The 25476-nt window shown below is 55.3% G+C and carries 26 protein-coding genes; 10 read left to right on the top strand and 16 right to left on the bottom strand.

The features are described from left to right. Positions 1–112: 112 nt before the first annotated feature. Both ABLU78_RS04780 and ABLU78_RS04775 read right to left on the bottom strand, forming a co-directional pair. A complete protein-coding gene (locus ABLU78_RS04780; protein ID WP_032712119.1) occupies positions 113–1918 on the bottom strand; it encodes a sodium:proton antiporter in 1806 nt (601 codons plus the stop codon). A 249-nt stretch (positions 1919–2167) separates the two neighbouring features. Beyond that, positions 2168–3094 carry a LysR family transcriptional regulator gene (locus ABLU78_RS04775; protein WP_032712121.1) on the bottom strand — a complete coding sequence of 309 codons (927 nt, stop codon included), beginning with the start codon at positions 3092–3094 and terminating at the stop codon, positions 2168–2170. 89 nt (positions 3095–3183) lie between these two features. Between ABLU78_RS04775 and ABLU78_RS04770 the strand changes: the two genes are divergently transcribed. Continuing rightward, positions 3184–4182 (top strand): bile acid:sodium symporter family protein, encoded by a 999-nt coding sequence (locus ABLU78_RS04770; RefSeq protein ID WP_013878163.1) that lies wholly within the window; start codon positions 3184–3186, stop codon positions 4180–4182. Here the strand turns inward: ABLU78_RS04770 and ABLU78_RS04765 are convergent. The 3 genes from ABLU78_RS04765 to zipA form a co-directional block, all read right to left on the bottom strand. Continuing rightward, a complete protein-coding gene (locus ABLU78_RS04765; protein WP_013878164.1) occupies positions 4179–4397 on the bottom strand; it encodes a DUF3820 family protein in 219 nt (72 codons plus the stop codon). The two genes, ABLU78_RS04770 and ABLU78_RS04765, sit on opposite strands and share 4 nt — an antisense overlap. Position 4398: 1 nt before the next feature. Continuing rightward, positions 4399–6414 carry an NAD-dependent DNA ligase LigA gene (gene ligA, locus ABLU78_RS04760; RefSeq protein ID WP_013878165.1) on the bottom strand — a complete coding sequence of 672 codons (2016 nt, stop codon included), beginning with the start codon at positions 6412–6414 and terminating at the stop codon, positions 4399–4401. Positions 6415–6488: 74 nt separating this feature from the next. Next, entirely contained in the window at positions 6489–7571 is a 1083-nt protein-coding gene (gene zipA / locus ABLU78_RS04755; protein WP_032712124.1) for a cell division protein ZipA, read from the bottom strand. A gap of 230 nt (positions 7572–7801) precedes the next feature. Between zipA and cysZ the strand changes: the two genes are divergently transcribed. The 5 genes from cysZ (at position 7802) to crr (ending at position 12673) form a co-directional block, all read left to right on the top strand. Further along, the gene (gene cysZ / locus ABLU78_RS04750; RefSeq protein WP_013878167.1) at positions 7802–8563 is read left to right on the top strand and encodes a sulfate transporter CysZ; all 762 of its coding nucleotides are present in this window, start codon (positions 7802–7804) and stop codon (positions 8561–8563) included. A gap of 177 nt (positions 8564–8740) precedes the next feature. After that, positions 8741–9712, top strand: coding sequence for a cysteine synthase A (cysK, locus tag ABLU78_RS04745; protein ID WP_013878168.1), 972 nt, complete (start codon positions 8741–8743; stop codon positions 9710–9712). Positions 9713–10091: 379 nt separating this feature from the next. Then, a complete protein-coding gene (ptsH, locus tag ABLU78_RS04740) occupies positions 10092–10349 on the top strand; it encodes a phosphocarrier protein Hpr (protein WP_000487600.1) in 258 nt (85 codons plus the stop codon). Positions 10350–10393: 44 nt separating this feature from the next. Continuing rightward, complete coding sequence (ptsI, locus tag ABLU78_RS04735; RefSeq protein ID WP_015365498.1) at positions 10394–12121, top strand: phosphoenolpyruvate-protein phosphotransferase PtsI; 1728 nt, start codon at positions 10394–10396, stop codon at positions 12119–12121. A gap of 42 nt (positions 12122–12163) precedes the next feature. Beyond that, positions 12164–12673, top strand: coding sequence for a PTS glucose transporter subunit IIA (gene crr / locus ABLU78_RS04730; protein WP_015365497.1), 510 nt, complete (start codon positions 12164–12166; stop codon positions 12671–12673). Between the two features lie 42 nt (positions 12674–12715). Here crr and ABLU78_RS04725 read toward each other — a convergent pair whose 3' ends face one another. Continuing rightward, positions 12716–12943 (bottom strand): hypothetical protein, encoded by a 228-nt coding sequence (locus ABLU78_RS04725; protein WP_032712125.1) that lies wholly within the window; start codon positions 12941–12943, stop codon positions 12716–12718. Positions 12944–12945: 2 nt separating this feature from the next. Next, complete coding sequence (gene pdxK, locus ABLU78_RS04720) at positions 12946–13809, bottom strand: pyridoxine/pyridoxal/pyridoxamine kinase (protein WP_032712126.1); 864 nt, start codon at positions 13807–13809, stop codon at positions 12946–12948. Positions 13810–13891: 82 nt separating this feature from the next. Between pdxK and ptsJ the strand changes: the two genes are divergently transcribed. Next, complete coding sequence (ptsJ, locus tag ABLU78_RS04715; RefSeq protein WP_048229175.1) at positions 13892–15187, top strand: transcriptional regulator PtsJ; 1296 nt, start codon at positions 13892–13894, stop codon at positions 15185–15187. A gap of 14 nt (positions 15188–15201) precedes the next feature. Beyond that, positions 15202–15918: a type 1 glutamine amidotransferase gene (locus ABLU78_RS04710; protein ID WP_032715065.1), complete on the top strand. Its 717-nt coding sequence runs from the start codon at positions 15202–15204 to the stop codon at positions 15916–15918. 43 nt (positions 15919–15961) lie between these two features. Here the strand turns inward: ABLU78_RS04710 and cysM are convergent, their stop codons facing one another. The 9 genes from cysM to ABLU78_RS04665 all read right to left on the bottom strand — a co-directional run bounded on the left by cysM (position 15962) and on the right by ABLU78_RS04665 (position 23487). Further along, complete coding sequence (gene cysM / locus ABLU78_RS04705; protein WP_015365492.1) at positions 15962–16873, bottom strand: cysteine synthase CysM; 912 nt, start codon at positions 16871–16873, stop codon at positions 15962–15964. 98 nt (positions 16874–16971) lie between these two features. After that, complete coding sequence (gene cysA / locus ABLU78_RS04700) at positions 16972–18066, bottom strand: sulfate/thiosulfate ABC transporter ATP-binding protein CysA (RefSeq protein ID WP_048229178.1); 1095 nt, start codon at positions 18064–18066, stop codon at positions 16972–16974. Then, on the bottom strand, positions 18056–18931 hold the full coding sequence (cysW, locus tag ABLU78_RS04695) for a sulfate/thiosulfate ABC transporter permease CysW (protein WP_042892978.1): 876 nt from the start codon (positions 18929–18931) through the stop codon (positions 18056–18058). Before cysW ends, cysA begins: the two co-directional genes overlap by 11 nt. Next, positions 18931–19764 carry a sulfate/thiosulfate ABC transporter permease CysT gene (cysT, locus tag ABLU78_RS04690; protein ID WP_015365489.1) on the bottom strand — a complete coding sequence of 278 codons (834 nt, stop codon included), beginning with the start codon at positions 19762–19764 and terminating at the stop codon, positions 18931–18933. The genes cysW and cysT overlap by 1 nt, the downstream gene beginning before the upstream one ends. Beyond that, on the bottom strand, positions 19764–20780 hold the full coding sequence (locus tag ABLU78_RS04685) for a sulfate ABC transporter substrate-binding protein (protein WP_048229181.1): 1017 nt from the start codon (positions 20778–20780) through the stop codon (positions 19764–19766). The genes cysT and ABLU78_RS04685 overlap by 1 nt, the downstream gene beginning before the upstream one ends. A 214-nt stretch (positions 20781–20994) precedes the next feature. Continuing rightward, positions 20995–21894 (bottom strand): Dyp-type peroxidase, encoded by a 900-nt coding sequence (locus ABLU78_RS04680; protein WP_015365487.1) that lies wholly within the window; start codon positions 21892–21894, stop codon positions 20995–20997. A 94-nt stretch (positions 21895–21988) separates the two neighbouring features. After that, entirely contained in the window at positions 21989–22564 is a 576-nt protein-coding gene (locus ABLU78_RS04675; RefSeq protein ID WP_015703137.1) for an RpoE-regulated lipoprotein, read from the bottom strand. 61 nt (positions 22565–22625) lie between these two features. Then, positions 22626–23075: a DUF2919 domain-containing protein gene (locus ABLU78_RS04670; protein ID WP_045387045.1), complete on the bottom strand. Its 450-nt coding sequence runs from the start codon at positions 23073–23075 to the stop codon at positions 22626–22628. After that, positions 23062–23487 (bottom strand): GNAT family acetyltransferase, encoded by a 426-nt coding sequence (locus ABLU78_RS04665; RefSeq protein ID WP_015365484.1) that lies wholly within the window; start codon positions 23485–23487, stop codon positions 23062–23064. The genes ABLU78_RS04670 and ABLU78_RS04665 overlap by 14 nt, the downstream gene beginning before the upstream one ends. Positions 23488–23698: 211 nt before the next feature. On the opposite strand from ABLU78_RS04665, the gene amiA reads away from it, so the two are divergent. Next, positions 23699–24571, top strand: coding sequence for an N-acetylmuramoyl-L-alanine amidase AmiA (gene amiA / locus ABLU78_RS04660; protein ID WP_015365483.1), 873 nt, complete (start codon positions 23699–23701; stop codon positions 24569–24571). Next, the gene (gene hemF, locus ABLU78_RS04655; protein ID WP_048229182.1) at positions 24571–25470 is read left to right on the top strand and encodes an oxygen-dependent coproporphyrinogen oxidase; all 900 of its coding nucleotides are present in this window, start codon (positions 24571–24573) and stop codon (positions 25468–25470) included. Before amiA ends, hemF begins: the two co-directional genes overlap by 1 nt. The last annotated feature ends 6 nt before the right edge of the window (positions 25471–25476 follow it).

The raw sequence follows: 25476 nt of genomic DNA, 5'->3' as shown, positions 1-25476 counted from the left end.
CCTGCACGACCCACCAATGTAAAAAGGCGCCCTAAAGGCGCCTTTTTGCTATGCGCAGAACGCCAGATAGCGGAACGGCCTGCAACGACAGCCAACAATGAAGAACAGGCTATCAATACGCTTCTGACGGAGTTTTTTCACTTTCTACTCCAGGTTCGATAATCGCCACGACAGTACAGGGTGGCGGCGGCATGATTCCATTATTAATCGCTATCAGATTGCCATCCTCTCTTTGCGCAAACAGCGGTGTTGCACCAGGGTTGGTGCTGAGATACTCCGGCCAGCCAAAATTGTTATTCAGGCGAGTGACTTTCATGACTGCGCCTTTCGCTATCAGGCTACTAAGCCGTGCCCAGGTCATATCAGTATCGAAAAGCTGTTCGTGACGCGTTTCTTTCTCACTACGTCCTTTAGTCACAGGCCCCGTACGGATTGAGAAGACGCGATTATTACCAAATATATGCTGAAAATGCAGGGTGGTCAGCGCATTCTGGTGACGATTTGGCGACAAGGCGATCACCTGACGAATCTCACTCAGATTCAGGTAGTTTTCCGCATGTTCAGACCAGACATTGCCATAATATGTTGGTAACCCTTCCATTCTTGCCAGCCGGTAGTATTCCCAGCTGTTATCGCTCAGCTGAACCGGAATATCGAGTTTTCTGAGCGCCTGGGCCAGGGTTCTGGCGACCGTATTCGCCCCGACAATCAGCACTCCTCGAGGCCTACGTTGCTGCACGCCAAGCCAGCGCGCCAATTGACTGCTGGTAAGGCTTTGCAAAACTACCGTACCTATAATGATTGCGAAAACGACGGTTACCAGCTGATCCGCGTTCTCATAGCCTTTTTTTTGCAGCGTCAAAGCAAACAGGGAACTGACAGCGGCAGCAACGATTCCGCGCGGGGCGATCCAACATAACATCAGCCTGTCACGCCAATGCAAGCTGGAACGCCATGTCGAAACAAGAATGCATAGTGGACGGGCCACAAACTGGACGATAAGCATCAATATCAGCAGCGGCCAGCCCATCGCCCAGAGTGCATGGATATCAAGACGGGCCGCCAGGATGATAAATAGCGCTGAAAGTAAGATGGCGGATAGCTCTTCTTTAAATTCAACGATATCCGAGGTCTCAACCTCTCGCATATTAGCCAGCCAGATCCCCAGGACCGTTACCGCAAGCAGACCAGATTCATCCGCCAGCGTATTGGACACGCCAAACGTCAATAGAACGAAGGATAAAACAGCGAAGTTTTGCAGATAACCCGGGATCCAACCACGCCTGAGCGCATTCCCTAAGAAAACGCCAAACACCGCCCCGCTCACCAGCCCTATAACGACCGTTTTTGTAAGCATGATCAGCAAATGAAGCCATGTGCCCGTTTGCTCCTGCAAGGTAATAAACTCAAATACTAATAGGGTAAAAATCGCTCCCACCGGATCAATGACGATCCCTTCCCAGCGCAGTACCTGATTAATAGAGGCTGTTGGGCGAACCACTCGCATGAGTGGAGAAATCACTGTCGGCCCTGTAACCACCGTGACCGCCCCGATCAGCGCTGAAATCTGCGGCGTGAGGCCTAAAATTCCCCAGCAGGTTAGTGAGATAACGGCGAAGGTAATCAACATTCCAACTGTGACTAAATTGCGCACAATACCACCCAAGCCGCGAATCTCATCAAAGCGTAGCGTTAGGGCCCCTTCAAACAGAATGATGGCCACCGACAGCGATACCAGTGGGAAAAGTAGAGGACCAAATAATATATCCGGTTGCAATAAATGCACCCCGGGGCCAAGTAGTACGCCGATGAGCAACAGCGGCAGGATAGAAGGTATACGTAATCGCCACGCCAACCACTGAGCAAGCAGCGAAGCAATGGAAATAATAACGAGCATAAAAGGGACTGATAATTCCATTTTTTACCATTCTCAAATAGCGTGTGGAAAATTCAACAGCTCGGCCGCCCGACAATGACACGCTCCGCTCTATTCTCTGTATAGTGTAAACAAGTTGATCGAACGTAGTGTATTTAAACAATGATTCAAATTGGGGCTGTTGATTTCTGAACCGACTAAAGCAGGGTTTTCACCAGGCATGAGAAAAGGAAATATCTACGATTGTGCAGTATAAAAAGTAGCGTTCCCCACCAGCGTTAAGAATGACGCTTAGCGCTGATAAAGCGGGTCCTCGACCCTGGCTGATGTCAGGTTTGCCCCCTCTTCACGCACGATCTCCCATAGCGCCTGCGCCGCGGTCGACAGCGAGCGATTTTTACGCTGCGCCAGCATCAATTGGCGCTCCACAACCGGAGTTAATCTTTTTACCTGCAAACGGCTGCCCTGCGGCAAGGGTAAAGCCAGCGCCGGCAGTACGCTAATGCCAATCCCCGATTCCACCATCGGGAACAGCGTCGCCGGATGACCAATTTCCTGCACAATATCGGCTTTGATGGCAAAACGCGCCAGCGCGGCATCAATCAGCGGCCGGCTGCCGGAAGCATAGTCCTGCAATACCAGCCTCTCCCCCTGCAACTCCTGCCAGTTGACCGATAACTGCCGGGAAAAACGGTGATCCTCACGACATAACAACAGAAAAGGTTCCGCCAACACGGACTCGCACTGCAAGTCTGCCGCCGTCCCCGGATCGATAACGATACCAAAATCAACCTCGCCCTGACGGATACTTTCCAGCACCCACTGCTGCGGCCTGTCATGCAGTACGAAATCAATATCCGGATAGCGGCGATTGCTATGAGCGATGCATTGCGGGATCAGATGCGCCGAGATGGTCTGGCTGGCGGCGACGCGCACGGTCCCCGTCAACTGCTGCCCTACCCGCCCCGCTTCACGCAGGGTCACATGGAGTTCATCAAGCAAACGCTCAAGCTTGCCCGCCAACTGATGGCCTGCTTCGGTGAGCACCACTTCACGCGTCGTTCTGTCGAGCAAACGTACGCCGGTCTGGTGCTCCAGCTCCTTAACGCTATGGCTCACTGCCGACTGGCTAAGACCAATAATTTCCCCGGCACGGCTAAAACTGCGCGCCCTGGCGACGGTGACAAAGACCTTTAACTGACGTAACGAGTAATTCATCTGTTTTATTCATGAATAGATGCAATAAATCAATTTTATTTCTCAAAACAAAGAAAGCACAATAGCGGCATCGAATTTCAGGAGCGTTTATGAAACTTTTCCGCATTCTTGATCCATTTACACTGACATTGATTACCGTGGTTCTGCTGGCCTCGTTCTTTCCGGCGCGCGGCGAATTCGTCCCTTTCGTCGAGCATCTCACCACCGCCGCCATCGCGCTGTTATTCTTTATGCACGGCGCCAAGCTGTCGCGTGAAGCAATTATCGCCGGTGGCAGCCACTGGCGTTTACACCTGTGGGTGATGTGCAGCACCTTTATTGTTTTTCCGGTTCTGGGGGTTCTGTTTGCGTGGTGGGCGCCGATTAAGGTCGACCCGATGCTCTATAGCGGTTTTATTTACCTTTGCATATTGCCGGCGACCGTACAGTCAGCAATTGCTTTTACTTCGCTCGCCGGCGGTAACGTCGCCGCGGCGGTCTGTTCCGCTTCAGCATCAAGTCTGCTCGGTATTTTTGTCTCGCCATTGCTGGTAGGGCTGCTAATGCATTTGCATGGCGCTGGCGGCGATCTGGAACAGGTTGGTAAGATTATGCTGCAACTGCTGCTGCCGTTTGTTCTTGGACACTTGTCGCGCCCGTGGATCGGTAGCTGGGTGGCGAAACATAAAAAATGGATTGGCAAAACCGATCAGACCTCGATCTTGCTGGTGGTCTACTCCGCCTTCAGCGAAGCCGTCGTCAATGGAATCTGGCACAAAGTGGGCGTGGGATCACTGCTGTTTATCGTCGTTGTCAGCCTGGTGCTGTTGGCTATTGTCATCGCGATCAACGTTTTTGTCGCCCGCCGCTGCGGCTTTAGCAAGCCGGATGAAATTACCATCGTCTTCTGCGGCTCGAAAAAGAGCCTGGCGAACGGGATACCGATGGCGAATATCCTGTTCCCGGCATCGATTCTGGGGATAATGGTGCTGCCGCTAATGATCTTCCATCAGATCCAACTGATGGTCTGCGCTGTACTGGCTCGTCGCTATAAAGCGCAAACAGACGCCCAACAGGCGCAGGAGAAATCCCGCGCCACGGCAGGTTAACGCGGTTGTTTAAGGGGCTGCACCAGTTGCGTCAGCCCCTCGGTCTTGATTAATAAGGTCAACGCCATCAGCTCGCCGAGATGCCCGGCAGGGAATTGATCCTTACGGGCAAACCACAGCAAATACTCTTCCGGGACGTCGATCAAACGGCGCCCCTTATATTTGCCAAATGGCATCTCGGTATTAGCAATCTCGATGAGCTGCGCTTTATCCACGTTATTCTCCCAGCAGGCGCATCATTTCGGCTTCGTCGATAACCTCAATGCCTAACTCCTGCGCCTTCGCAAGCTTAGAGCCCGCCGCTTCGCCGGCAATCACCAGATCGGTTTTCTTCGACACGCTGCCGGCGACTTTCGCCCCCAGCGCGACCAGCCGCGCTTTGGCATCATCGCGCGACAGCTGGCTCAGGCTACCGGTTAATACTACGGTTTTACCAGCAAACGGACTGTCAATTTCTTCCGCCTTCACCACCACCGGCGCCGGCCAGCGAACGCCTTCAGCGCGCAGTTGCGCGATGACCTCGCGGTTGCTCTCTTCGGCGAAGAAGTTAAAAGTATGCGTGGCGACGACAATCCCGACGTCAGGCACCTTCTGCAGCTCCTCAATCGAAGCCTGTTCCAGCGCTTCAATAGTGCCAAAATGCGCTGCCAGTCCCGCTGCTGTCGCCTCACCGACTTCGCGAATACCTAACGCATACAGGAAGCGGGCGAAGGTCGTCTCTTTCGCTTTCTCCAGCGCGTTGACCACATTTTGCGCCGATTTCGGTCCCATGCGATCCAGCCCGGTAAGCTTACCGGCGCTGAGGCGGAACAGATCGGCTGGCGTATGGACGTACTCTTTCTCAACCAGCTGATCGATGATTTTATCGCCCATACCGTCGACATCCAGCGCCCGTCGGGAGACAAAGTGCTTCAGCGCTTCTTTACGCTGTGCGCCGCAGATAAGCCCGCCGGTACAGCGCGCCACCGCTTCCCCTTCCACCCGTTCAACATCGGAATGACATACCGGGCAATGTGTGGGGAAGATGATTTCACGCGTATGTTCCGGGCGTTCAGAAAGCACCACGTTGACGACCTGCGGGATCACGTCCCCCGCGCGGCGAATCACCACTTTGTCGCCAATACGCAGACCTAAACGTTCGATTTCGTCGGCGTTATGCAGGGTGGCGTTACTGACCAGCACCCCGGCCACGTGCACCGGTTCAAGGCGCGCTACCGGCGTAATCGCTCCGGTACGGCCAACCTGGAATTCCACATCGTTGACAAAAGTCATCTGCTCCTGGGCCGGGAATTTAAAGGCCACCGCCCAGCGCGGAGCGCGGGCGACGAAACCAAGCTGCTCCTGCAGCGCCAGCGAATCGACTTTAATCACCACGCCGTCAATATCAAAACCAAGTTTCGGACGGTCTTCTTCAACCTGGCGATAGTAAGTAAGCACTTCCTCTGGAGAATGACACAGCTTCACGCGGTCGCTCACCGGCAATCCCCACTGCTTAAACTGCTGCAAACGCGCGGAGTGGCTGGCCGGTAGTTCACCGCCTTCCAGCACGCCAACACCGTAGCAGAAGAAAGTAAGCGGTCGCTTCGCGGTAATACGCGGATCCAACTGGCGCAACGAACCCGCGGCGGCATTGCGCGGGTTAGCAAATACTTTGCCGCCGGTGCGGCGCGCTTCTTCATTGATTTTTTCAAATCCGGCCTGAGGCAGGAATACTTCTCCGCGCACTTCCAGCCGCGCCGGGATATTGTCGCCGCGTAGCTTCAGCGGAATAGCGCGAATGGTTCGCACGTTGGAGGTAATATCCTCGCCGGTGGTGCCATCGCCACGGGTCGCCGCCTGCATCAGCACGCCGTTTTCATAGAGGATACTGACCGCCAGGCCATCGAGCTTGAGCTCGCAGCACCAGGTCAGATCCGCCGTATCGCTTAAACGGTCCTGCACGCGTTTGTTAAAGGCGAGGAAACTCTCTTCATCAAAGACGTTATCCAGCGATAGCATGGGCACTTCATGGCGAATCTGGCTGAAAGAGGCCAATGGCGCCGCGCCAACGCGTTGGGTCGGCGAGTCAGGGGTAATCAGCTCAGGATGTTGCGCTTCGAGTTCGCGCAGTTCGCGCATCAGCCGGTCATATTCCGCATCGGGAATCTCCGGGGTGTCCATAACATGATACAGATATTCATGATGGCGAAGGGTGGTTCGCAGTTCAGTCAGTTTTTGTTCGATTGGTTCCATATCGCACCATCAATGATAAAAAACCCCCGACGGGCGGGGGTTCAGATTAAGCAGACGACACGCTAGCGCGTAGATCAGGCGTTAGCCTCTTTTACTTCGCGAATACGATCCTGGTACTCACGCAGTTTCTGCGGCGTCATCATCCGACGCTGGTCGTCAAGCACGACGCCGCCAACTTCATCGGCGATGTACTGCGCCGATTGCAGCATCAGTTTAAAGTTTTGCAGCTCGTCGCCAAACGACGGCACCTGCATAAAGATAGTCACGCCTGGCGTGGTCATATCCACCATCGCATCCGGATTGAAGGTGCCAGGTTTAACCATGTTCGCCAGGCTGAACAATACCTGTCCGCTACCGTCCGGGCTTAAATGACGATGGAAAATATTCATATCGCCAAACTTAAAGCCGGCCTGCTGGATGCTGTTGATCAGCAGTTCGCCATTAAGCTGCGAACCGTGATGCGCGGCGACGTTCATCACGATGACCGTCTCTTTGCGCTCTTTCGGCTGCGGCGCGGCGGCCGGCTGCTGAGGTTCAGCGGCTGGCGCTTCAGGGGCCGGTTGCGGCTGCGGCGCGGCAGGCTGTTGAACCGGCGCAGGTTGTTGAGCAACAGGTTGTGGGACTGGCGCCGACTGTTGAGCTACAGGCTGCTGCGGAGCAGGCTGCACCGGCTGCTGATATTGCGGCGGTACCGGCTGCGGCTGATGGACCGGCTGCGCTGGATGTACCGGCTGAGCAGGGGCAACATGATGCGGCGGCTGGGCCTGCGGCTGCGGAGCAACAGGCTGCTGCGGGCGCGACGCGTGCGGCGGCGCCTGATGAACCGGCTCGTCCTGACGCACAGGCTGCTGCACCTGACGCTCATAAGGAGGCTGATACTGGTGTTGCGGCGCCTGACGAGGTGCTTCTTGCTCCCCATATGCGCCGTTCGGGGCGTGATTAACCCGGTGAACGCGAACTTCACCTACGCCTTCAACATCGTCATCAAAGTCATCGCCTTCCGATGTTTCATCGTCGCGAGACTTCATACGTTTCAGTGGGCGATCGCGGAACATCGAGGAACGCTCTTTACGGCTGGTCCAGAAACCATGTACCAGTAAAGCGATTATGGCGATCGCGCCAACAATGATTAATATCAGACGCAAATCCTGCATCATTATATTCTCTGTTGTTCTAACACCTTGCCACCACGGCAAACATTTACTCACTAAGAGTATTTGCCGATTACATCAAGTGCAAGTGCGTCTGCCCCTTTCACCCCATAAAGATGAACTAAATCGTGCTTTTTGCTGTTTTTTCGAACATTTCCTAACTGGTTATTGTCTGACAACCCGATAAAATAAGCGGGCATTCACACTGAATGTTAAAAAAGGAGCATCGCCTGACTATGGTTTCATCATCCGCAACTACCCCACGTAGCGGCGTCTACTATTTTTCACAAGGCTGGAAACTCATCAGGCTGCCAGGGATCCGACGTTTCGTGTTCCTGCCTTTATTAGTTAACGTGATTCTGATGGGCGGCGCGTTCTGGTGGCTGTTTACCCGCCTCGATAGCTGGATCCCTTCATTAATGAGCCATGTGCCTGAATGGCTTCAGTGGTTAAACTACCTGCTGTGGCCGGTGGCGGTTATCTCTATTTTGTTGGTATTTGGTTACTTCTTTTCGACCATCGCCAACTGGATTGCCGCGCCGTTTAGCGGCCTGCTGGCGGAACAGCTCGAAGCGCGACTGACCGGCGCGACGCCGCCCGACGTTGGCATATTCGGCATCATGAAAGATGTCCCGCGCATCATGAAACGCGAATGGCAAAAGTTTGCCTGGTACCTGCCGCGCGCCATCGTTCTGTTACTGCTGTACTTTATCCCCGGCATTGGCCAAACCGTCGCGCCGGTACTGTGGTTCTTGTTTAGCGCCTGGATGCTGGCCATTCAGTATTGCGACTATCCGTTCGATAACCATAAAGTGCCGTTTAAAACCATGCGCGAGGCGCTGCGTTCGCGGAAGGTCATCAACATGCAGTTTGGCGCGCTGACCAGCCTGTTCACCATGATCCCGGTTCTCAACCTGGTTATTCTGCCAGTCGCTATCTGCGGCGCGACGGCGATGTGGGTGGATTGCTATCGCGATAAGCACGCGATGTGGAAATAGTGCGCTTAGCTCTCTCTTTCGGGGCGGTTCACGCCGCCCCTTATTTCCGTCTTATTCCTTCTTGCTCATCATTATTTCCCTTCAGCATATAGATATGCTAAATCCTTACTTCCGGATATTGTTTAAGCGGGTATGCTGAAGCCGTACCCCCAAATTTCATACAGTTAAGGACGGGCCATGAGTAAGATTTTTGAAGACAACTCCCTGACAATCGGTCATACGCCGCTGGTACGACTGAACCGCATCGGTAATGGCCGAATCCTGGCCAAGGTAGAATCTCGTAACCCGAGCTTTAGCGTTAAATGCCGTATCGGCGCCAATATGATTTGGGATGCTGAAAAGCGCGGCGTACTGAAACCGGGTGTTGAACTGGTTGAACCAACCAGCGGCAACACCGGTATCGCCCTCGCCTACGTCGCCGCCGCTCGCGGCTACAAACTGACGCTGACCATGCCGGAAACCATGAGCGTGGAACGCCGCAAGCTGCTGAAAGCGCTGGGTGCTAATCTGGTGCTGACCGAAGGCGCGAAAGGCATGAAAGGCGCCATCCAGAAGGCGGAAGAGATTGTCGCCAGCGACCCGGAAAAATATCTGCTGCTGCAGCAGTTCAGTAACCCGGCTAACCCGGAAATTCACGAAAAGACCACCGGCCCGGAAATCTGGGAAGACACCGATGGCCAGGTTGACGTCTTTATCTCCGGCGTCGGTACCGGCGGTACCCTGACCGGTGTTTCTCGTTATATTAAAGGCACGAAAGGTAAAAAAGATCTGATTACCGTCGCCGTTGAGCCGACCGACTCGCCTGTTATCGCCCAGGCGCTGGCTGGTGAAGAGCTGAAACCTGGCCCGCACAAAATTCAGGGCATCGGCGCCGGCTTTATCCCGGGCAACCTCGACCTGAAACTGGTCGATAAAGTGGTCGCCATCACCAACGAAGAAGCCATCTCCACCGCTCGTCGCCTGATGGAAGAAGAAGGTATTCTGGCCGGTATCTCTTCCGGCGCTGCTGTTGCCGCGGCGTTAAAGCTGCAGGAAGATGAAGCCTTTACCAATAAGAATATTGTGGTTATCCTACCGTCTTCTGGTGAGCGTTATTTAAGCACGGCGCTGTTCGCAGATCTCTTCACCGAGAAAGAATTGCAACAGTAGTGCCAGTTTGTAAAAACCGTGTAAAAAAGCACCTTTTCGGGTGCTTTTTTGTGGCATACGTCAAAGTTTTACCCCTCCTGGCATTGATTCACCTCGTAGGGTCTGGTATTTAACCAGCACATTTATTTTGAAGCGCGAAATTATTCAGATTTGGATTTCCGCAGGCTGAATCGATTTTATGATTTGGTTCAAGTCTTCCTTTCGCGGCATAATGTTTAATGAAGTGCTAGACGTCAACGGACTTAAGGTCCTCTCAGCGGTTCCGCTGCTGACGCCTTAGCCACACACGTAACGCCGGCGCTAACAATACAGGCTAAAGTTTGGTCGTTAGGCTAGACTTTAGGTCCACAACACTAAACCTATAAGTTGGGGAAATATAATGTTCCAGCAAGAAGTTACCATTACCGCTCCGAACGGTCTGCACACCCGCCCTGCTGCTCAGTTTGTTAAAGAAGCGAAAGGCTTCACTTCTGAGATCACTGTAACCTCCAACGGCAAAAGCGCCAGCGCAAAAAGCCTGTTCAAACTGCAAACTCTGGGCCTGACTCAGGGTACCGTTGTGACCATCTCCGCTGAAGGCGAAGATGAGCAAAAAGCAGTTGAGCATCTGGTTAAACTGATGGCTGAACTCGAGTAAGTTCACGGGTTCTTTTTAATATCAGTCACAAGTAAGGTAGGGTTATGATTTCAGGCATTTTAGCATCCCCGGGTATCGCTTTCGGCAAGGCTCTCCTGCTGAAAGAAGATGAAATTGTCATCGACCGGAAGAAAATTTCTGCCGATAAGGTTGATCAGGAAGTTGAACGTTTCCTGAACGGCCGCACCAAGGCCTCCGCCCAGCTGGAGGTCATCAAAACCAAAGCTGGTGAAACTTTCGGTGAAGAAAAAGAAGCCATCTTCGAAGGGCATATTATGCTGCTGGAAGATGAGGAGCTTGAGCAGGAAATCATAGCCCTGATTAAAGATAAGCACATGACTGCCGATGCGGCAGCCAATGAAGTTATCGAAGGTCAGGCAACTGCACTGGAAGAGCTGGATGACGAATACCTGAAAGAGCGTGCCGCTGACGTACGCGATATCGGTAAACGTCTGCTGCGCAACATTCTGGGCCTGGCAATCATCGATCTGAGCGCTATCGCGGATGAAGTCATCCTCGTTGCCGCCGATCTGACCCCGTCGGAAACCGCACAGCTGAACCTGAATAAGGTGCTGGGTTTCATCACCGACGCGGGCGGCCGTACTTCCCACACCTCTATCATGGCGCGCTCCCTTGAGCTGCCGGCAATTGTCGGTACCGGAAGCGTCACCTCCCAGGTGAAAAACGGCGACTATCTGATTCTCGATGCGGTTAACAACCAGGTTCTGGTTAACCCGAGCAACGAAAAAATTGAAGAGCTGCGTGCGCTGCAGGCGCAGGTTGCTGAAGAAAAAGCGGAACTGGCGAAACTGAAAGATCTGCCGGCCATCACCCTCGACGGTCATCAGGTTGAAGTTTGCGCTAACATCGGTACCGTTCGCGACGTAGACGGCGCTGAGCGCAACGGCGCGGAAGGCGTGGGCCTGTACCGTACCGAATTCCTGTTCATGGACCGCGATTCTCTGCCGACTGAAGAAGAACAGTTCGCAGCCTATAAAGCGGTGGCTGAAGCGTGCGGCTCACAGGCCGTTATCGTTCGCACCATGGACATCGGCGGCGATAAAGAGCTGCCGTACATGAACTTCCCGAAAGAAGAGAACCCGTTCCTCGGCTGGCGTGCCGTGCGTATCGCGATGGATCGTAAAGAGATCCTCCGCGACCAGGTTCGCGCTATCCTGCGTGCCTCCGCTTTCGGTAAGCTGCGCATCATGTTCCCGATGATCATCTCTGTTGAAGAAGTGCGCGCACTGAAGAAAGAGATTGAGATCTACAAACAGGAACTGCGTGACGAAGGTAAAGCTTTTGACGAATCAATTGAGATCGGCGTGATGGTGGAAACCCCGGCAGCCGCGACTATTGCTCGTCATTTAGCCAAAGAAGTTGATTTCTTTAGTATCGGAACCAATGATTTAACGCAATATACTCTGGCAGTTGACCGTGGTAATGATATGATCTCGCATCTTTACCAGCCGATGTCACCGTCTGTGCTGACTCTGATCAAGCAAGTTATTGATGCTTCTCATGCAGAAGGCAAATGGACTGGTATGTGTGGTGAGCTTGCGGGCGATGAACGTGCTACACTTCTGTTGCTGGGTATGGGGCTGGACGAATTCTCTATGAGCGCCATTTCCATCCCGCGCATCAAGAAGATTATTCGTAACACGAACTTCGAAGATGCGAAAGTATTAGCAGAGCAGGCTCTTGCTCAACCGACAACGGACGAGTTAATGACGCTGGTTAACAAGTTCATTGAAGAAAAAACAATCTGCTAATCCACGAGATGCGCGGCCCAAATTACTGCTTAGGAGAAGATCATGGGTTTGTTCGATAAACTGAAATCTCTGGTTTCTGATGACAAAAAAGACACCGGAACTATTGAGATTGTTGCTCCGCTCTCTGGCGAGATCGTCAACATCGAAGACGTGCCGGATGTGGTTTTTGCGGAGAAAATTGTGGGTGATGGCATTGCCATCAAACCTACTGGCAACAAAATGGTTGCGCCGGTAGAGGGTACCATCGGTAAAATTTTTGAAACCAACCATGCTTTCTCTATTGAATCCGATAGCGGCATTGAGCTGTTTGTTCACTTCGGTATCGATACCGTTGAACTGAAAGGCGAAGGCTTCAAGCGCATCGCTGAAGAAGGTCAGCGCGTGAAAGTCGGCGACCCGGTTATCGAATTCGATCTGCCGCTGCTGGAAGAAAAAGCCAAGTCTACCCTGACTCCGGTTGTTATCTCCAACATGGACGAGATCAAAGAGCTGATCAAACTGTCCGGTAGCGTCACCGTTGGTGAAACTCCGGTTATCCGCATCAAGAAGTAATTCTTGCTTGCCGAGAAAATGGCGCCTGAAGGCGCCATTTTTTTATGCTGGGCGGTAGCATTTTTCACTCGCCAGGATTTTCATCCCCTGCGGGCTACTTTCCAGAATCCGCCGTTCGCTATCCGCGACCCATAGCTCGCACTGGTAGCCAGGATCGCTTTCAAACAACGACCTCGCCCTACAGGCATCTTCCAGCGCATTCATTCCCGTTGTCTCGAAATGGCCGACGGTTCTTCCCTCCCTGCGTACCACTAACCGATAGCTATGCATCGTTATTGCGCTCCAGACGGCGGTAAAATAAGTTCATCGCAGCCCTGACTCTCGGTCCAGGTCATTACCGCCAGCACGCGCTGAGCGGCGGCGCGCGTAGCGTCTCCCAACGACATGTCGCGCACCAGGTTGCTGATGAGCTCGGCGCAGAACAGGTCGCCGGTGCCTTTGAGGTCGGTTTCGACGCGAGGATGGACGACCACTTCGACCGCGTCGTCGGTGACCACCAGCACGTTAATAGTCGAAGTATCCGGTCCAGGCGCGCTGGTAATCACCACCCACTTTAGCGTATCGGAAAGCAGACTTCGCGCGGCGACCACCGCTTCCTGCTGGTTGTGGCACGGCATGCCGCTGAGGGTTTCGAGCTCGAACAGATTTGGCGTGATACCCCGCGCCAGCGGCAATAGATGGCGGCGATAAGCCTCGGGGATCTCCGCTTTTACGTAAATGCCGCTATCCACATCGCCAATCACCGGGTCAACCAGAATACAGAGGTCGGGATGGTGCACGCGGATCCGCTGCAGCCACTGCGCCAGCAGCGCAATTTGCCCGGCGCTGCCCATATAGCCGGTGGTTACCGCCCGCAGCTCGCGAAGCGCATCACGCTCCTCCAGCGCCCGCAGATAGCCGCTAAACCACTCTTCCGGGATCACTCCACCGTAGAAAGTATCGTAATGTGGGGTATTGCTGAATAACACCGTCGGCACCGCCATCACCCGTAATTCATGCTGCTTGATTGCCGGTACCGCGATACTGTTGCCGACGCTGCCGTATACCACCTGCGATTGCACCGCCACAATATCAACCTCCAGCGCCCGGCTGTGGTCGTTAAAGAGCACGGACTGTATTTCGTCTTGCTGACTCATCCTTTCTCCCCCCGCTGGACAGCGGGTCATACTCTGATTATCATTCGTCCTATGCTAAAATTCATTTTGTCATAGGTCAATAATGTTCACCGGAAAAACCGCAAGCGAGATTTTCGATAACATCCGTCATCTGGTGCAGAGCGGCGCGTTGCAACCCGGCGAGGCGCTGCCGCCGGTGCGCGAACTGGCAGGCGAACTGGCAGTCAACCGCAATACGGTGGCGGCGGCCTACAAGCGGCTGGTGACTTCAGGGCTCGCCGTCAGTCAGGGGCGTAACGGCACGGCCATTAAGGCGCGCAATACGCTTAATGCGGTCGAGGGTGGCGATCCAACGACATCGCTGATTGATATTTCCGGCGGCAATCCGGATCCACGATGTCTGCCGGATATTGGCCGTTTTCTTCCGCAGCTGCCGCAGACCCCGCACTTATACGGCGATGCCGCCGTTGAGCCACGGCTGGCTGACTGGGCCCGGGAGTGGGTGAGTCGCGATATCGGCCAGGAATTTGACATCAACTTGACCAGCGGCGCGATTGACGCTCTGGAACGCCTGCTCTGCGCGCTGCTGCTCCCCGGCGACAGCGTCGCGGTAGAAGACCCCTGCTTTCTGAGCAGCATCAATATGCTGCGTTACGCTGGTTTCCAGCCCAGCCCTGTCGCCGTCGACGGTGAAGGCATGGACCCGGAGCGGCTTGAAGAAGCACTGCGCAACGGCGCCCGCGCGGTAATACTGACTCCACGCGCCCACAACCCGACCGGCTGCAGTTTGACGCCGGAGCGCGCACAAGCGATTCGCACCGTGCTCGCCCGCTATCCGCAGACGCTGGCGATCGTTGACGATCACTTCGCCCTGCTCTCAGCGACATGCTGGCACAATCCGCTACCTGACGGCATTCAGCGTTGGGCGCTGGTGCGCTCAATGTCCAAAACCCTCGGCCCGGATTTGCGGCTGGCGATAGTCGCCAGCGACCCGACAACCTCGGCGGCGCTGCGCCTGCGCCTGAACGCCGGTAGCCAGTGGGTCAGCCATTTACTACAAGAGCTGGCGTTCGCCTGCCTGAATGATAGCGCTTTTGCCGCTTCTCTGACTGCGAGCCAGCACCATTATCAGCAGCAAAATCAGCGGCTCGCCGCCGCGTTGGCCCGCCACGGCGCTGGCGATTATCCGTCTGGCGATGGTCTTAACTTCTGGCTGCCGCTATCAGCCGCCAGCCAGCCGCTGGCGTTGCGTCTGGCGCGGGCCGGTTGGCTGGTGCGTGAAGGTGAAGCCTTTGGCGTGAAAACACCGGCGCACGGCCTGCGCCTGTCGCTGGGCGCCTTAACCGAGGCGCAAATTGAACAACTTGCACACGATTTATCGCTGGTCTTACCTTGTTAAACACGGGAGTTGTTATGCGGATCCACTTTATCGTCCATGAAGTTTTTGAAGCGCCTGGCGCCTATCTGCGCTGGGTTAACGCGCGCGGCTATCAGGCCAGCTGGTCGCGAGTTTATGCCGGGGATCCGCTGCCGGCGAATGCTGAAGGTTTTGATATGCTGGTGGTACTTGGCGGCCCGCAATCACCACGCACCACGCTTGCCGAGTGCCCATGGTTTGATGCCCATGCCGAGAAAAACCTGATTGCCCAGGCGATTGCCGCCGGGCGTATCGTGGTCGGGATTTGTCTCGGATCGCAGCTCATCGGCGAAGCGCTGGGGGCGCCGGTGATGCAAAGCCCGGAAAAAGAGATTGGCCACTATCCTATCATCCTGACCACCGCCGGACTGCAGGATGACAACATCGCCCATTTCGGCTCATCGGTGGTAGTCGGTCACTGGCACAACGATATGCCGGGCCTGACGCCTGCGGCGGAAGTCCTGGCTTCCAGCGAAGGGTGCCCGCGGCAAATCGTCAAATATAGCGATCGGGTCTACGGTTTTCAGTGCCATATGGAGTTTGACGCGGAGGTCATCGAGTTATTAATTACCCACTCGCAACATGAACTTGCCGCCGCAAAAGGCAGGCGCTTTATTCGCAGCGAAGATGAAATGAGGCAATGGGATTATCGCGAGATGAATCAAAAACTATGGGCGTTTCTGGATAAGCTGGTAGCGAAACACGCACTTTAGTTAACCGGCCCCCATGCCTGGCATGGGGACCGTGGTAGCGCGTTTAGATACCCGCTCCCTGGCTGAAGTGTTCTTCGCCGAACACGCCGGTTGAGAGATAGCGATCGCCGCGATCGCAGATGATCGCCACCACCACCGCGCCCGGATTGGCGCGAGCAATACGCAGCGCCCCGGCAACCGCGCCGCCGGAACTGACGCCACAGAAGATCCCTTCCTGTACGGCCAACTGGCGCATCGTGTTTTCCGCATCCTGCTGGTGGATATCCAGCACCTCATCCACCAACGAGGCATTAAAAATGCCCGGCATATATTCCTGCGGCCAGCGGCGGATCCCCGGAATGCTGCTGCCCTCTTCCGGCTGTAGCCCAATGATACTTACCGGCTTCGCCTGTTCGCGCAGAAAACGCGATACGCCGGTAATGGTACCGGTGGTACCCATGCTGGAAACAAAGTGGGTGATACGCCCGTCCGTCTGGCGCCAGATCTCCGGGCCGGTGGTGGTGTAATGGGCGTAAGGGTTATCCGGATTATTGAACTGATCCAATAGCTTACCCTCGCCACGCTCGGCCATCGCGGCGGCCAGATCGCGAGCGCCCTCCATCCCCTGCTCTTTGGTGACCAGGATGAGTTCAGCGCCGTAGGCGCGCATCGCGGCACGGCGCTCCTGGCTCATGTTGTCCGGCATCAGCAGTTTCATCTGATAGCCTTTTAACGCCGCAATCATCGCCAGCGCGATACCGGTATTACCGCTGGTCGCCTCGATCAATACATCGCCGGGTTTAATTTCGCCGCGCTTTTCCGCTTCGACAATCATCGACAGCGCGGCGCGATCTTTTACCGAGCCTGCCGGGTTGTTGCCCTCAAGCTTGAGCCAAATTTCGCTGCCGTTGTCCGGCCCCAGACGTTGTAATTTCACCAGCGGCGTGTTGCCAATTGTTTGTTCTAATGTGTTCACTTCAGCTGTCCAATAAAAAGCCCGGCCGCGTCATGCGCTCCGGGCTGTCAGCCGGGGCAGCGCAACGCCGCCCGGCAAAAGCACGTGGATTTAAGCTATCAGGCCGACTCTGCCAGAGCAAGTTCGCCGCGCGGCTCGATGCGCTCGGTTCCGTTATACAGGCGCGCATTCTGCAAGCCGACAAACAGGCGTTCGCCGCGGGACGGAGCCTCATCGCCCGCCAGCACCACGCTCAGCGGTTCGTCATACCACCCAAGAGGCTGGACGACTAATTGGGTGTAGTGCCCCTTCGGACTGGCTTCCAGCACCTGCACCGGCAACGGCGAATCCAGGCTGGTACGGCGGCTGATATCTACTTCCCACGGTCGCAGGAACAGATCGACCGGCCCCTGGTATACCGGGGTATAGCCTAAAGGCCAGCGGTGGGCGCCGACGTGGAACTGGCCGCCGCGAATGGTGCCCTGCAGGCGGTTAACTTCGCCCATAAACTCGAGCACAAAACGGGTCGAAGGTTCACGCCAGACGCGTTCAGGCGCATCGGCCTGTTCGATGTTGCCTTGGCTCATTACCACTACCCGATCGGCGACTTCCATCGCCTCTTCCTGGTCGTGGGTAACAAACACGCTGGTGAATTTTAATTCTTCATGTAGCTGGCGCAGCCAGCGGCGCAGTTCTTTACGCACCTGCGCATCCAGCGCGCCAAAGGGTTCATCCAGCAGCAGAATTTGCGGCTCAACCGCCAGCGCGCGCGCTAACGCCACGCGCTGCTTCTGGCCGCCGGAAAGCTGCGCCGGATAACGGTCGGCAAGATGGGCCAGTTGCACCATCTCCAACAGTTTGGTCACCTTGGCTTTAATCGCCGCCGCATTGGGACGCTCACGGCGCGGCAGCACGGTCAGGCCAAAGGCGATGTTATCGAATACCGTCATATGTCGAAACAGCGCATAGTGCTGGAAAACAAAGCCCACTTTACGATCGCGCGCGTGCATCCGGCTCACGTCGGTACCGTGAAAACGGATATGGCCGCTGGATTGATGCTCCAGCCCGGCGATAATCCGCAATAAGGTGGTTTTACCGGAGCCGGACGGCCCCAACAGCGCAACCATTTGCCCGGAAGGGATATCCAGCGAGATATCATTCAGCACCTGGGTGCGACCAAACGATTTCTTAATATTGGCAATCTCAATGCTCATGATTTCCCTCCTGTTGCGCGCGTTTTTCCTGATTGGCCAGACGCCATTGCAACATACTCTTTAAAAACAGGGTCAAAATAGCCATTAACGTCAGCAGGGCCGCGGCGGTAAACGAACCGACGGTGTTGTAGTCCTGCTGCAGTAATTCAATTTGCAGCGGCAGCGACAGCGTTTCGCCGCGGATCGAGCCGGAAACGACCGACACTGCGCCGAATTCGCCAATCGCGCGGGCGTTGGTCAGCACCACGCCGTACAGCAGCGCCCAGCGAATATTGGGTAGCGTCACCCGGCGGAACATCTGCCAACCGGAAGCGCCGAGCAGTATCGCCGCTTCATCTTCGTTGCTCCCCTGGCTCATCATCACCGGCACCAGCTCGCGGACCACAAACGGGCAGGTGACGAAGATAGTCGCCAGCACCATGCCCGGCCAGGCGAACATGATCTGCAGGTTGTGCTCATCAAGCCAGCCGCCGAGTGGGCCGTTGGAGCCGTAAAACAGTAAATAAACCAGACCTGCCACCACCGGCGAGACGGCGAACGGGATATCCAGCATCGTCAGCAGCAGCTGGCGGCCAGGGAAGGTAAAGCGCGTCACCAGCCAGGCCAACAGCGTACCGAATATCAGATTCACCGGCACGGTAATCAACGCGATCATCACCGTCAGCCAGATGGCGTGCAGCATGTCCGGATTGGCCAGGTTTTCCAGCACCGGCATTAACCCTTTACTGAAAGCCTGGACAAAAATATAAATCATCGGCACCACGAGGATGAAGGCGGATACCAGCATCCCGACGCCGATCAGAAACCATTTGCCCCAGTTGATCCGGGGCGCGTCATAGCGCTTCAATTGAGTAACTTCCGCCATTAGTGACCTACCACGCGTCGACCAAAGCGACTCTGCAGGGTGTTGATAGAGAACAGCAGCAGCAGCGAAGCCGCGAGGATCACCGAGGCAATCGCGCTCGCCGCCGGGTAATCAAACTCCTGCAAACGAATGAAAATCATCAGCGAAGTCACTTCCGTTTTCCATGCGATGTTGCCGGCGATAAAGATCACCGCACCGAACTCGCCAAGGCTGCGGGTAAACGACAGCGCAATCCCCGCCAGCAGGGCTGGCGACAGTTCAGGCAGCACCACTTTGCGGAAACTCTGTAAGCGCGTCGCGCCGAGGGTTTCCGCCGCCTCTTCATATTCCGGCCCTAACTCTTCCAGCACCGGCTGCACGGTACGCACCACAAACGGGATGCTGGTAAAGGCCATCGCCACCGCGATGCCAAGCCAGGTATAGGTCACTTTGATATCAAACTTCGCCAGCCACTCGCCGTACAAGCCATTAACCGAGAACAGCGAGGCCAGCGTCAGGCCCGCCACCGCCGTCGGCAGCGCGAACGGCAGGTCCATTAGGGCATCGAGCAGCGTACGGCCTGGAAAACGATAACGGGTAAGAATCCACGCCATCAGCAGGCCGAACACGCCGTTAAAAATCGAGGCCACGAAGGCCGACAGCAGCGTGACTTTATAGGCGGCAACCACCTGAGGGTTGGTAATCACCTCCCAATACTGTGCCCAGCTCATCTGCGCCAGCTGCATCACCAGCGCGCTGAGCGGCAACAGTAAAATCAGGCACACAAACAGCAGGCTGGTGCCAAGGCTCAGGGTAAAGCCCGGCAGCACGCGCTTGGACGACACAGCCAACATTACTGACGCCCCGCTGCCAGCAGTTTGTCCAGCTCGCCGCCGCTGACGAAGTGGGTTTTCATCACTTCAGGCCAGCTGCCAAACTGGTCTTCCACGCGGAACAGTTCGGTCTGCGGGAATTTATCTTTCAGCGACGCCATCACTTTCGGATCGTTCACGCGATAGTAGTAATCGGTGATGATGGTCTGCGCCTGCGGACTATAGAGATAGTTCAGGTAGGCTTTCGCCGCTTTTTCAGTACCGTTGGCCTTAATGTTTTTGTCTACCCACGCGACCGGGAATTCGGCGAGGATATTGACCTTCGGCACAACGACTTCGAACCCCTGCGCTTCATACTGTTTACGGATGTTGTTAACTTCCGATTCAAAAGTAATCAGCACATCGCCCAACCCGCGCTCGACGAAGGTGGTGGTCGCGCCGCGACCGCCGGTATCGAATACCTCGACGTTCTTCAGGAACTGGGTCATGAACTGTTCGGTTTTGGCTTTATCGCCGCCATCGGCTTTGTCCGCCGCCCCCCAGGCCGCAAGATAGGTATAGCGCGCGTTGCCTGAAGTTTTAGGATTCGGGAAGATCAGCTTCACGTCAGAACGCACCAGATCGTTCCAGTCATGAATATTTTTGGGATTGCCCTTACGCACCAGGAACGCCATGGTCGAATAGAACGGCGAGCTGTTATTCGGCAGACGGCTCTGCCAGTCTGCCGGGATCAGGTTGCCTTTATCATGCAGAATCTGGACGTCCGTCACCTGGTTATAGGTCACGACGTCAGCCTTCAGACCTTGCAGAATCGCCAACGCCTGCTTGGAGGAGCCCGCATGTGACTGCTTAATGGTCAGCTTGTCGCCGCCGTTTTCTTTTGCCCACTGCTGTTCAAAAGGCGGATTAAGGGCGGCGAACAGCTCGCGGGAAACATCATAGGAACTGTTCAGCAGTTCAGTCGCCTGCGCCTGCGCCACCAGCAGCATGGAAGCTGCCAGCGCCAGATATCCTTTTTTCAGTGATTTAACGGCCATTGCGCACCCTTATCAAAAATGATCATTTACTGATGATCATCATATTTATAACGAGTACGAAAGGAGTAACGGTTTTATATACCGTTTGGCGATTTGGAAGTAGAAAAGAGAATAAGCAACTGGCAAAGCTTTGCTGAAAGCGGCTGTACGTATGCTGGATTCGCTTACACCCTAACCCTCTGGGTTAGGGTTAGGGTTAGGGTGAGGGGAAAAATTACAGCGCCTGAATACGCTCCAGCGACGGCGCGAAGTAATAACCGCCGGTCACCGGTTTAGTGAAGCGCAGCATGGCATCGCGCTTACCGTCGGTATCGCCGAACATACTCAGCAACTGCTGCTCAATGTTATACAGGCGAGCGCAGTAGGCGCAGAAGTACAGGCCGTTAGTGCCGCTGGCGGTACCGTATGGCAGGCTCTGGCGGACGATTTTCAGCCCTTTGCCATCTTCTTTTAAGTCCACGCGGCTCAGGTGCGAAGTAATCGGGCGCTCGTCGCCGTCGATCTCTTCGTTGGCGTCTTTGGTACGGCCAATCATCATCTCCTGATCCGGCACGCTCATGCGGTTCAGCTGCTTAAGATTGTGCTCCCAGCGTTGCACGAATACGTAGCTGCCGCCCGCGTCAACGCCGTCTTTAATCACCGCGACTTCACGGCGGGTTTCTTCGCCTGCCGGGTTTTCGGTGCCGTCGACAAAGCCGCTCAGATCGCGTTCTTCCACCCAGCGGAAACCGTGAATTTCTTCTTTCACTTCAATGGCGTCGCCGAAAGCGGCCACCGCCGCCTGGGCGACGGAAAAGTTCACTTCATGACGGGCGGATAAAATATGAATCAACACGTCATACTGCGTGGATGGCGCCAGCCCTTTGCCGTAAACCGGAAAATCTTTTAACTCTTCCGCGCCTTCACCACCGCTCAGCTGACGCCAGACGGTATTGCCGAAAGCGACCACCGCACCGAGTTTGGCGTCAGGGAATTTAGCCTGGAAGGTGGCCACGTTATCGACAAATATTTTGCTCGCTTCGCGCAGGGCGTTAACGTCCCCTTTTACATTGGCTTCAATCCAAATCGCCGCGCGGCAATGTTCCGGCAAAATGCCGCTCTGAACCTGAGACATCGCTCCTCCTGAAATGATGCAACCACAACGCTATGACGTTGCTAACGCGCCATTGTAACCGTTTTTATCCGCCCACGTGTCTCTTCAGATCAAATTAGCGACGCCAGATAATTTTGCTGACTTTCCAGTTCTTCAGGGTATCGTCGGACGGCATCAGTTCGTCCGGGCCGCTCCAGTGGCCGGTAAAGGCGTAGCTGATGTGCTGGCTGCCAGGCGCTTTACATTCCACCACCGCGCCGTTGTCGGGAACGCCTTTCTCGCAGTTGCCGAACGCTTTGCCGTACAGCTCGCTAAACGGGGTACCGATTTTCACGCCGCTGGCGGCGGGAATCGCGCTATCGCGCACGTCAATGCGGCTCACCGTACCGCCATCGCCGTTGATGGTCAGCGCCAGCTTGTCATCCTTTAGCGCTTCAAAATAGTGAACGATTTTGCCATCCGCGGTTTTCATTCCGCTGCGCAGACGGTAGCTGCCGCCGAGGGCATCGCTAATTGCCTGTTCATTGAGCGGCGTCGACGCCGTCAGTTTACCCACGCCCTGCTCGGTGACCTCGTTGGAGGAACCAAACCAGTTCCATGGATAGGCAGCCGACCAGTTCACCGCGCTCATCGTTGAGCAGCCGGTTAGCGCCAGCGGAAGCGCGCAAAGCATTAGACGTAGCGATTTCATAACTCAATCCTTTCTGATTCATTCAACGCATGTTGGAGTGCGCGATCGGCAAAAAGTGCCATTAAAGCGCTTCAAGGCGAAAACAGGCGTGCAACCTGCGGCTGGTTATCAGCCACCATAGCGCATAAATATCGGCCGCCAGCAGGGCGATGGTCAGCGTGGAAGGCGCCTCGCCGGTGAACCACAGCCACGGCTGCCAGGCCAGCAATAGCGCCTGCGAGGCCATCAGCAGCCAACGCATCAGCGGCCAGATCCGGGGAAAACGCTGACGCTGACCGCTCAACAAAAATGCCGCGACCGCCGGTACGCCGGGCAGTAAACCCAGCCAGAAGTTATCGTGATCGGGATAAAACAGGTTCAGCAGCGCATCCCCCTGCTGGCGGGAGGCGCCGGCCATGACGAACAGCACCCAGGTGCGCGCCTGCAGCAACAGCACGCCCCAAAACAACAGCGGCAGCCGTAAACGACCCTGGGTATCATAATCGGCTGGAATAAATTCAGTATTCTTCATCTTCAATCAGGCGCTTACCCAGGGTGAGTACATCCGAGTGCTCGTAACCGAGACGCTCGTACATCCCCTGCACCACATCGTTATCGTCACGCACCATAATTGAAATTTTCGGGCAACCGCGGGCGATCAGCTTCTTTTCCAGCCGATTGAGCAGCGCATTAGCGATACCGCGGCCGCGGTATTCCGGATGTACGCCAAGATAGTAAGCGGAGCCGCGGTGGCCGTCGTAACCGCCCATCACCGTCCCCACCACTTCACCGTTCACTTCAGCGACCAGAAACAAGCTCACGTCGTGGTTGAGCTTACGCTCGATATCCATTTCCGGATCGTTCCATGGGCGCAGAAGATCGCAGCGCTCCCAAAGGGTGATCACTTCTTCGAAATCCTGCTGGCGAAAAACGCGAATCTCCATGGTATTCCCCACCATTCACGGTTAAAAACAGTGATTATGGCGCGAATATGACTGATAGCCAATATCAGGCGAAATCATCAGCAAAAAATGGCATAATATCGCTTTGTCATGTATTGAAATGAAAAGTAAAACAATTCTTATTTTGAGTGGTCGTAACGGGAAACGCGATACGATATAACATTGGACATCACTTGTTTACAATTCAGGCCGAATGAGCACTTTTAAACCATTAAAAATACTTGCTTCGCGCCGTCAGGTGCTGAAAGCAGGACTGGCTGCGATGACGCTAACCGGCGTCGCTTCCCAAGCCACTGCCAAAGAGCAGCCGCTAAAAACTTCCAATGGACACAGCAAACCCGTCGCAAAGAAAGCAGGCAGCAGGCGTCTGGTGATGCTTGACCCCGGTCATGGCGGCATCGATACGGGGGCAATTGGCCACAACGGTTCGAAAGAAAAACACGTCGTGCTGGCCATTGCTAAAAATGTGCGCAGCATTTTACGCAGCAACGGCATCGATGCCCGTCTGACGCGTAGCGGCGATACCTTTATTCCACTGTACGATCGCGTTGAGATCGCCCACCAGCACGGCGCCGATCTGTTTATGTCGATTCACGCCGACGGCTTTACCAACCCGAGTGCGGCCGGCGCCTCCGTCTTTGCGCTCTCCAACCGCGGCGCCAGTAGCGCCATGGCGAAATATCTCTCCGAGCGCGAAAACCGCGCCGATGAGGTCGCCGGTAAAAAAGCAACGGATAAGGACCATCTGCTGCAGCAGGTATTGTTCGATTTGGTGCAAACCGACACCATTAAGAACAGCCTGACGCTCGGCTCGCATATTCTGAAAAAGATTAAGCCGGTGCATAAACTGCACAGCCGCAATACAGAGCAGGCGGCCTTTGTGGTGCTGAAGTCCCCTTCGATTCCCTCGGTGCTGGTGGAAACGTCGTTCATTACCAACCCAAATGAAGAGAAGCTACTCGGCACTACCGCTTTCCGCCAGAAGATTGCTAACGCTATCGCTTCCGGCATTATTAGTTATTTCCACTGGTTCGATAACCAGAAAGCGCATTCGAAGAGACGTTAATGAAACCCGATGTACAGCAGGTCAAAGCCTTCCTTCTTCAGCTGCAGGATGCCATTTGCGCCAAACTCTCCGCCGTTGACGGCAAGGATTTTGTTGAAGATAGCTGGCAGCGCGAAGGCGGCGGCGGCGGACGCAGCCGGGTTTTACGTGACGGCGGCATCTTTGAGCAGGCCGGGGTTAACTTTTCTCACGTCCACGGCGATGCGATGCCCGCCTCGGCTACCGCCCACCGCCCGGAACTGGCCGGGCGCAGCTTTGAAGCAATGGGGGTTTCGCTGGTGGTGCATCCGCGCAACCCCTATGTGCCGACCAGCCACGCTAACGTTCGCTTTTTTATTGCCGAGAAGCCCGGCGCCGACCCGGTGTGGTGGTTCGGCGGCGGGTTTGATCTAACGCCTTATTATGGGTTTGAAGAAGACGCCATTCACTGGCATCGTACTGCCCGCGATTTATGCCTGCCGTACGGCGACGAGGTCTATCCGCGCTACAAAAAGTGGTGCGATGATTACTTCTTCCTTAAGCACCGCAACGAACAGCGCGGCATTGGCGGTCTGTTCTTTGATGATTTAAATACCCCGGACTTCGACCACTGCTTCGCCTTTATGCAGGCAGTGGGCAACGGCTTTACCGACGCTTACCTGCCGATCGTTGAGCGTCGAAAAACCACGCCTTACGGTGAGCGCGAACGCGATTTCCAGCTTTATCGCCGCGGGCGTTATGTGGAATTCAATCTGGTGTGGGATCGCGGCACGCTGTTCGGCCTGCAGACCGGCGGTCGTACGGAGTCTATTCTGATGTCGATGCCGCCGCTGGTGCGCTGGGAGTATGACTACCATCCGCAGGAAGGCAGCCCGGAAGCCGCGCTGAGCGAGTTCATCAAAGTGAAAGTGTGGATCTGATTTAGG

It is taken from the genome of Klebsiella sp. JN_Kp122, assembly GCF_040062085.1.
Classification (GTDB): Bacteria; Pseudomonadota; Gammaproteobacteria; order Enterobacterales; family Enterobacteriaceae; genus Klebsiella; species Klebsiella aerogenes.
Note: the sequence above shows the minus strand (reverse complement) of the source record. Positions and strands in the feature narration are given on the sequence as shown.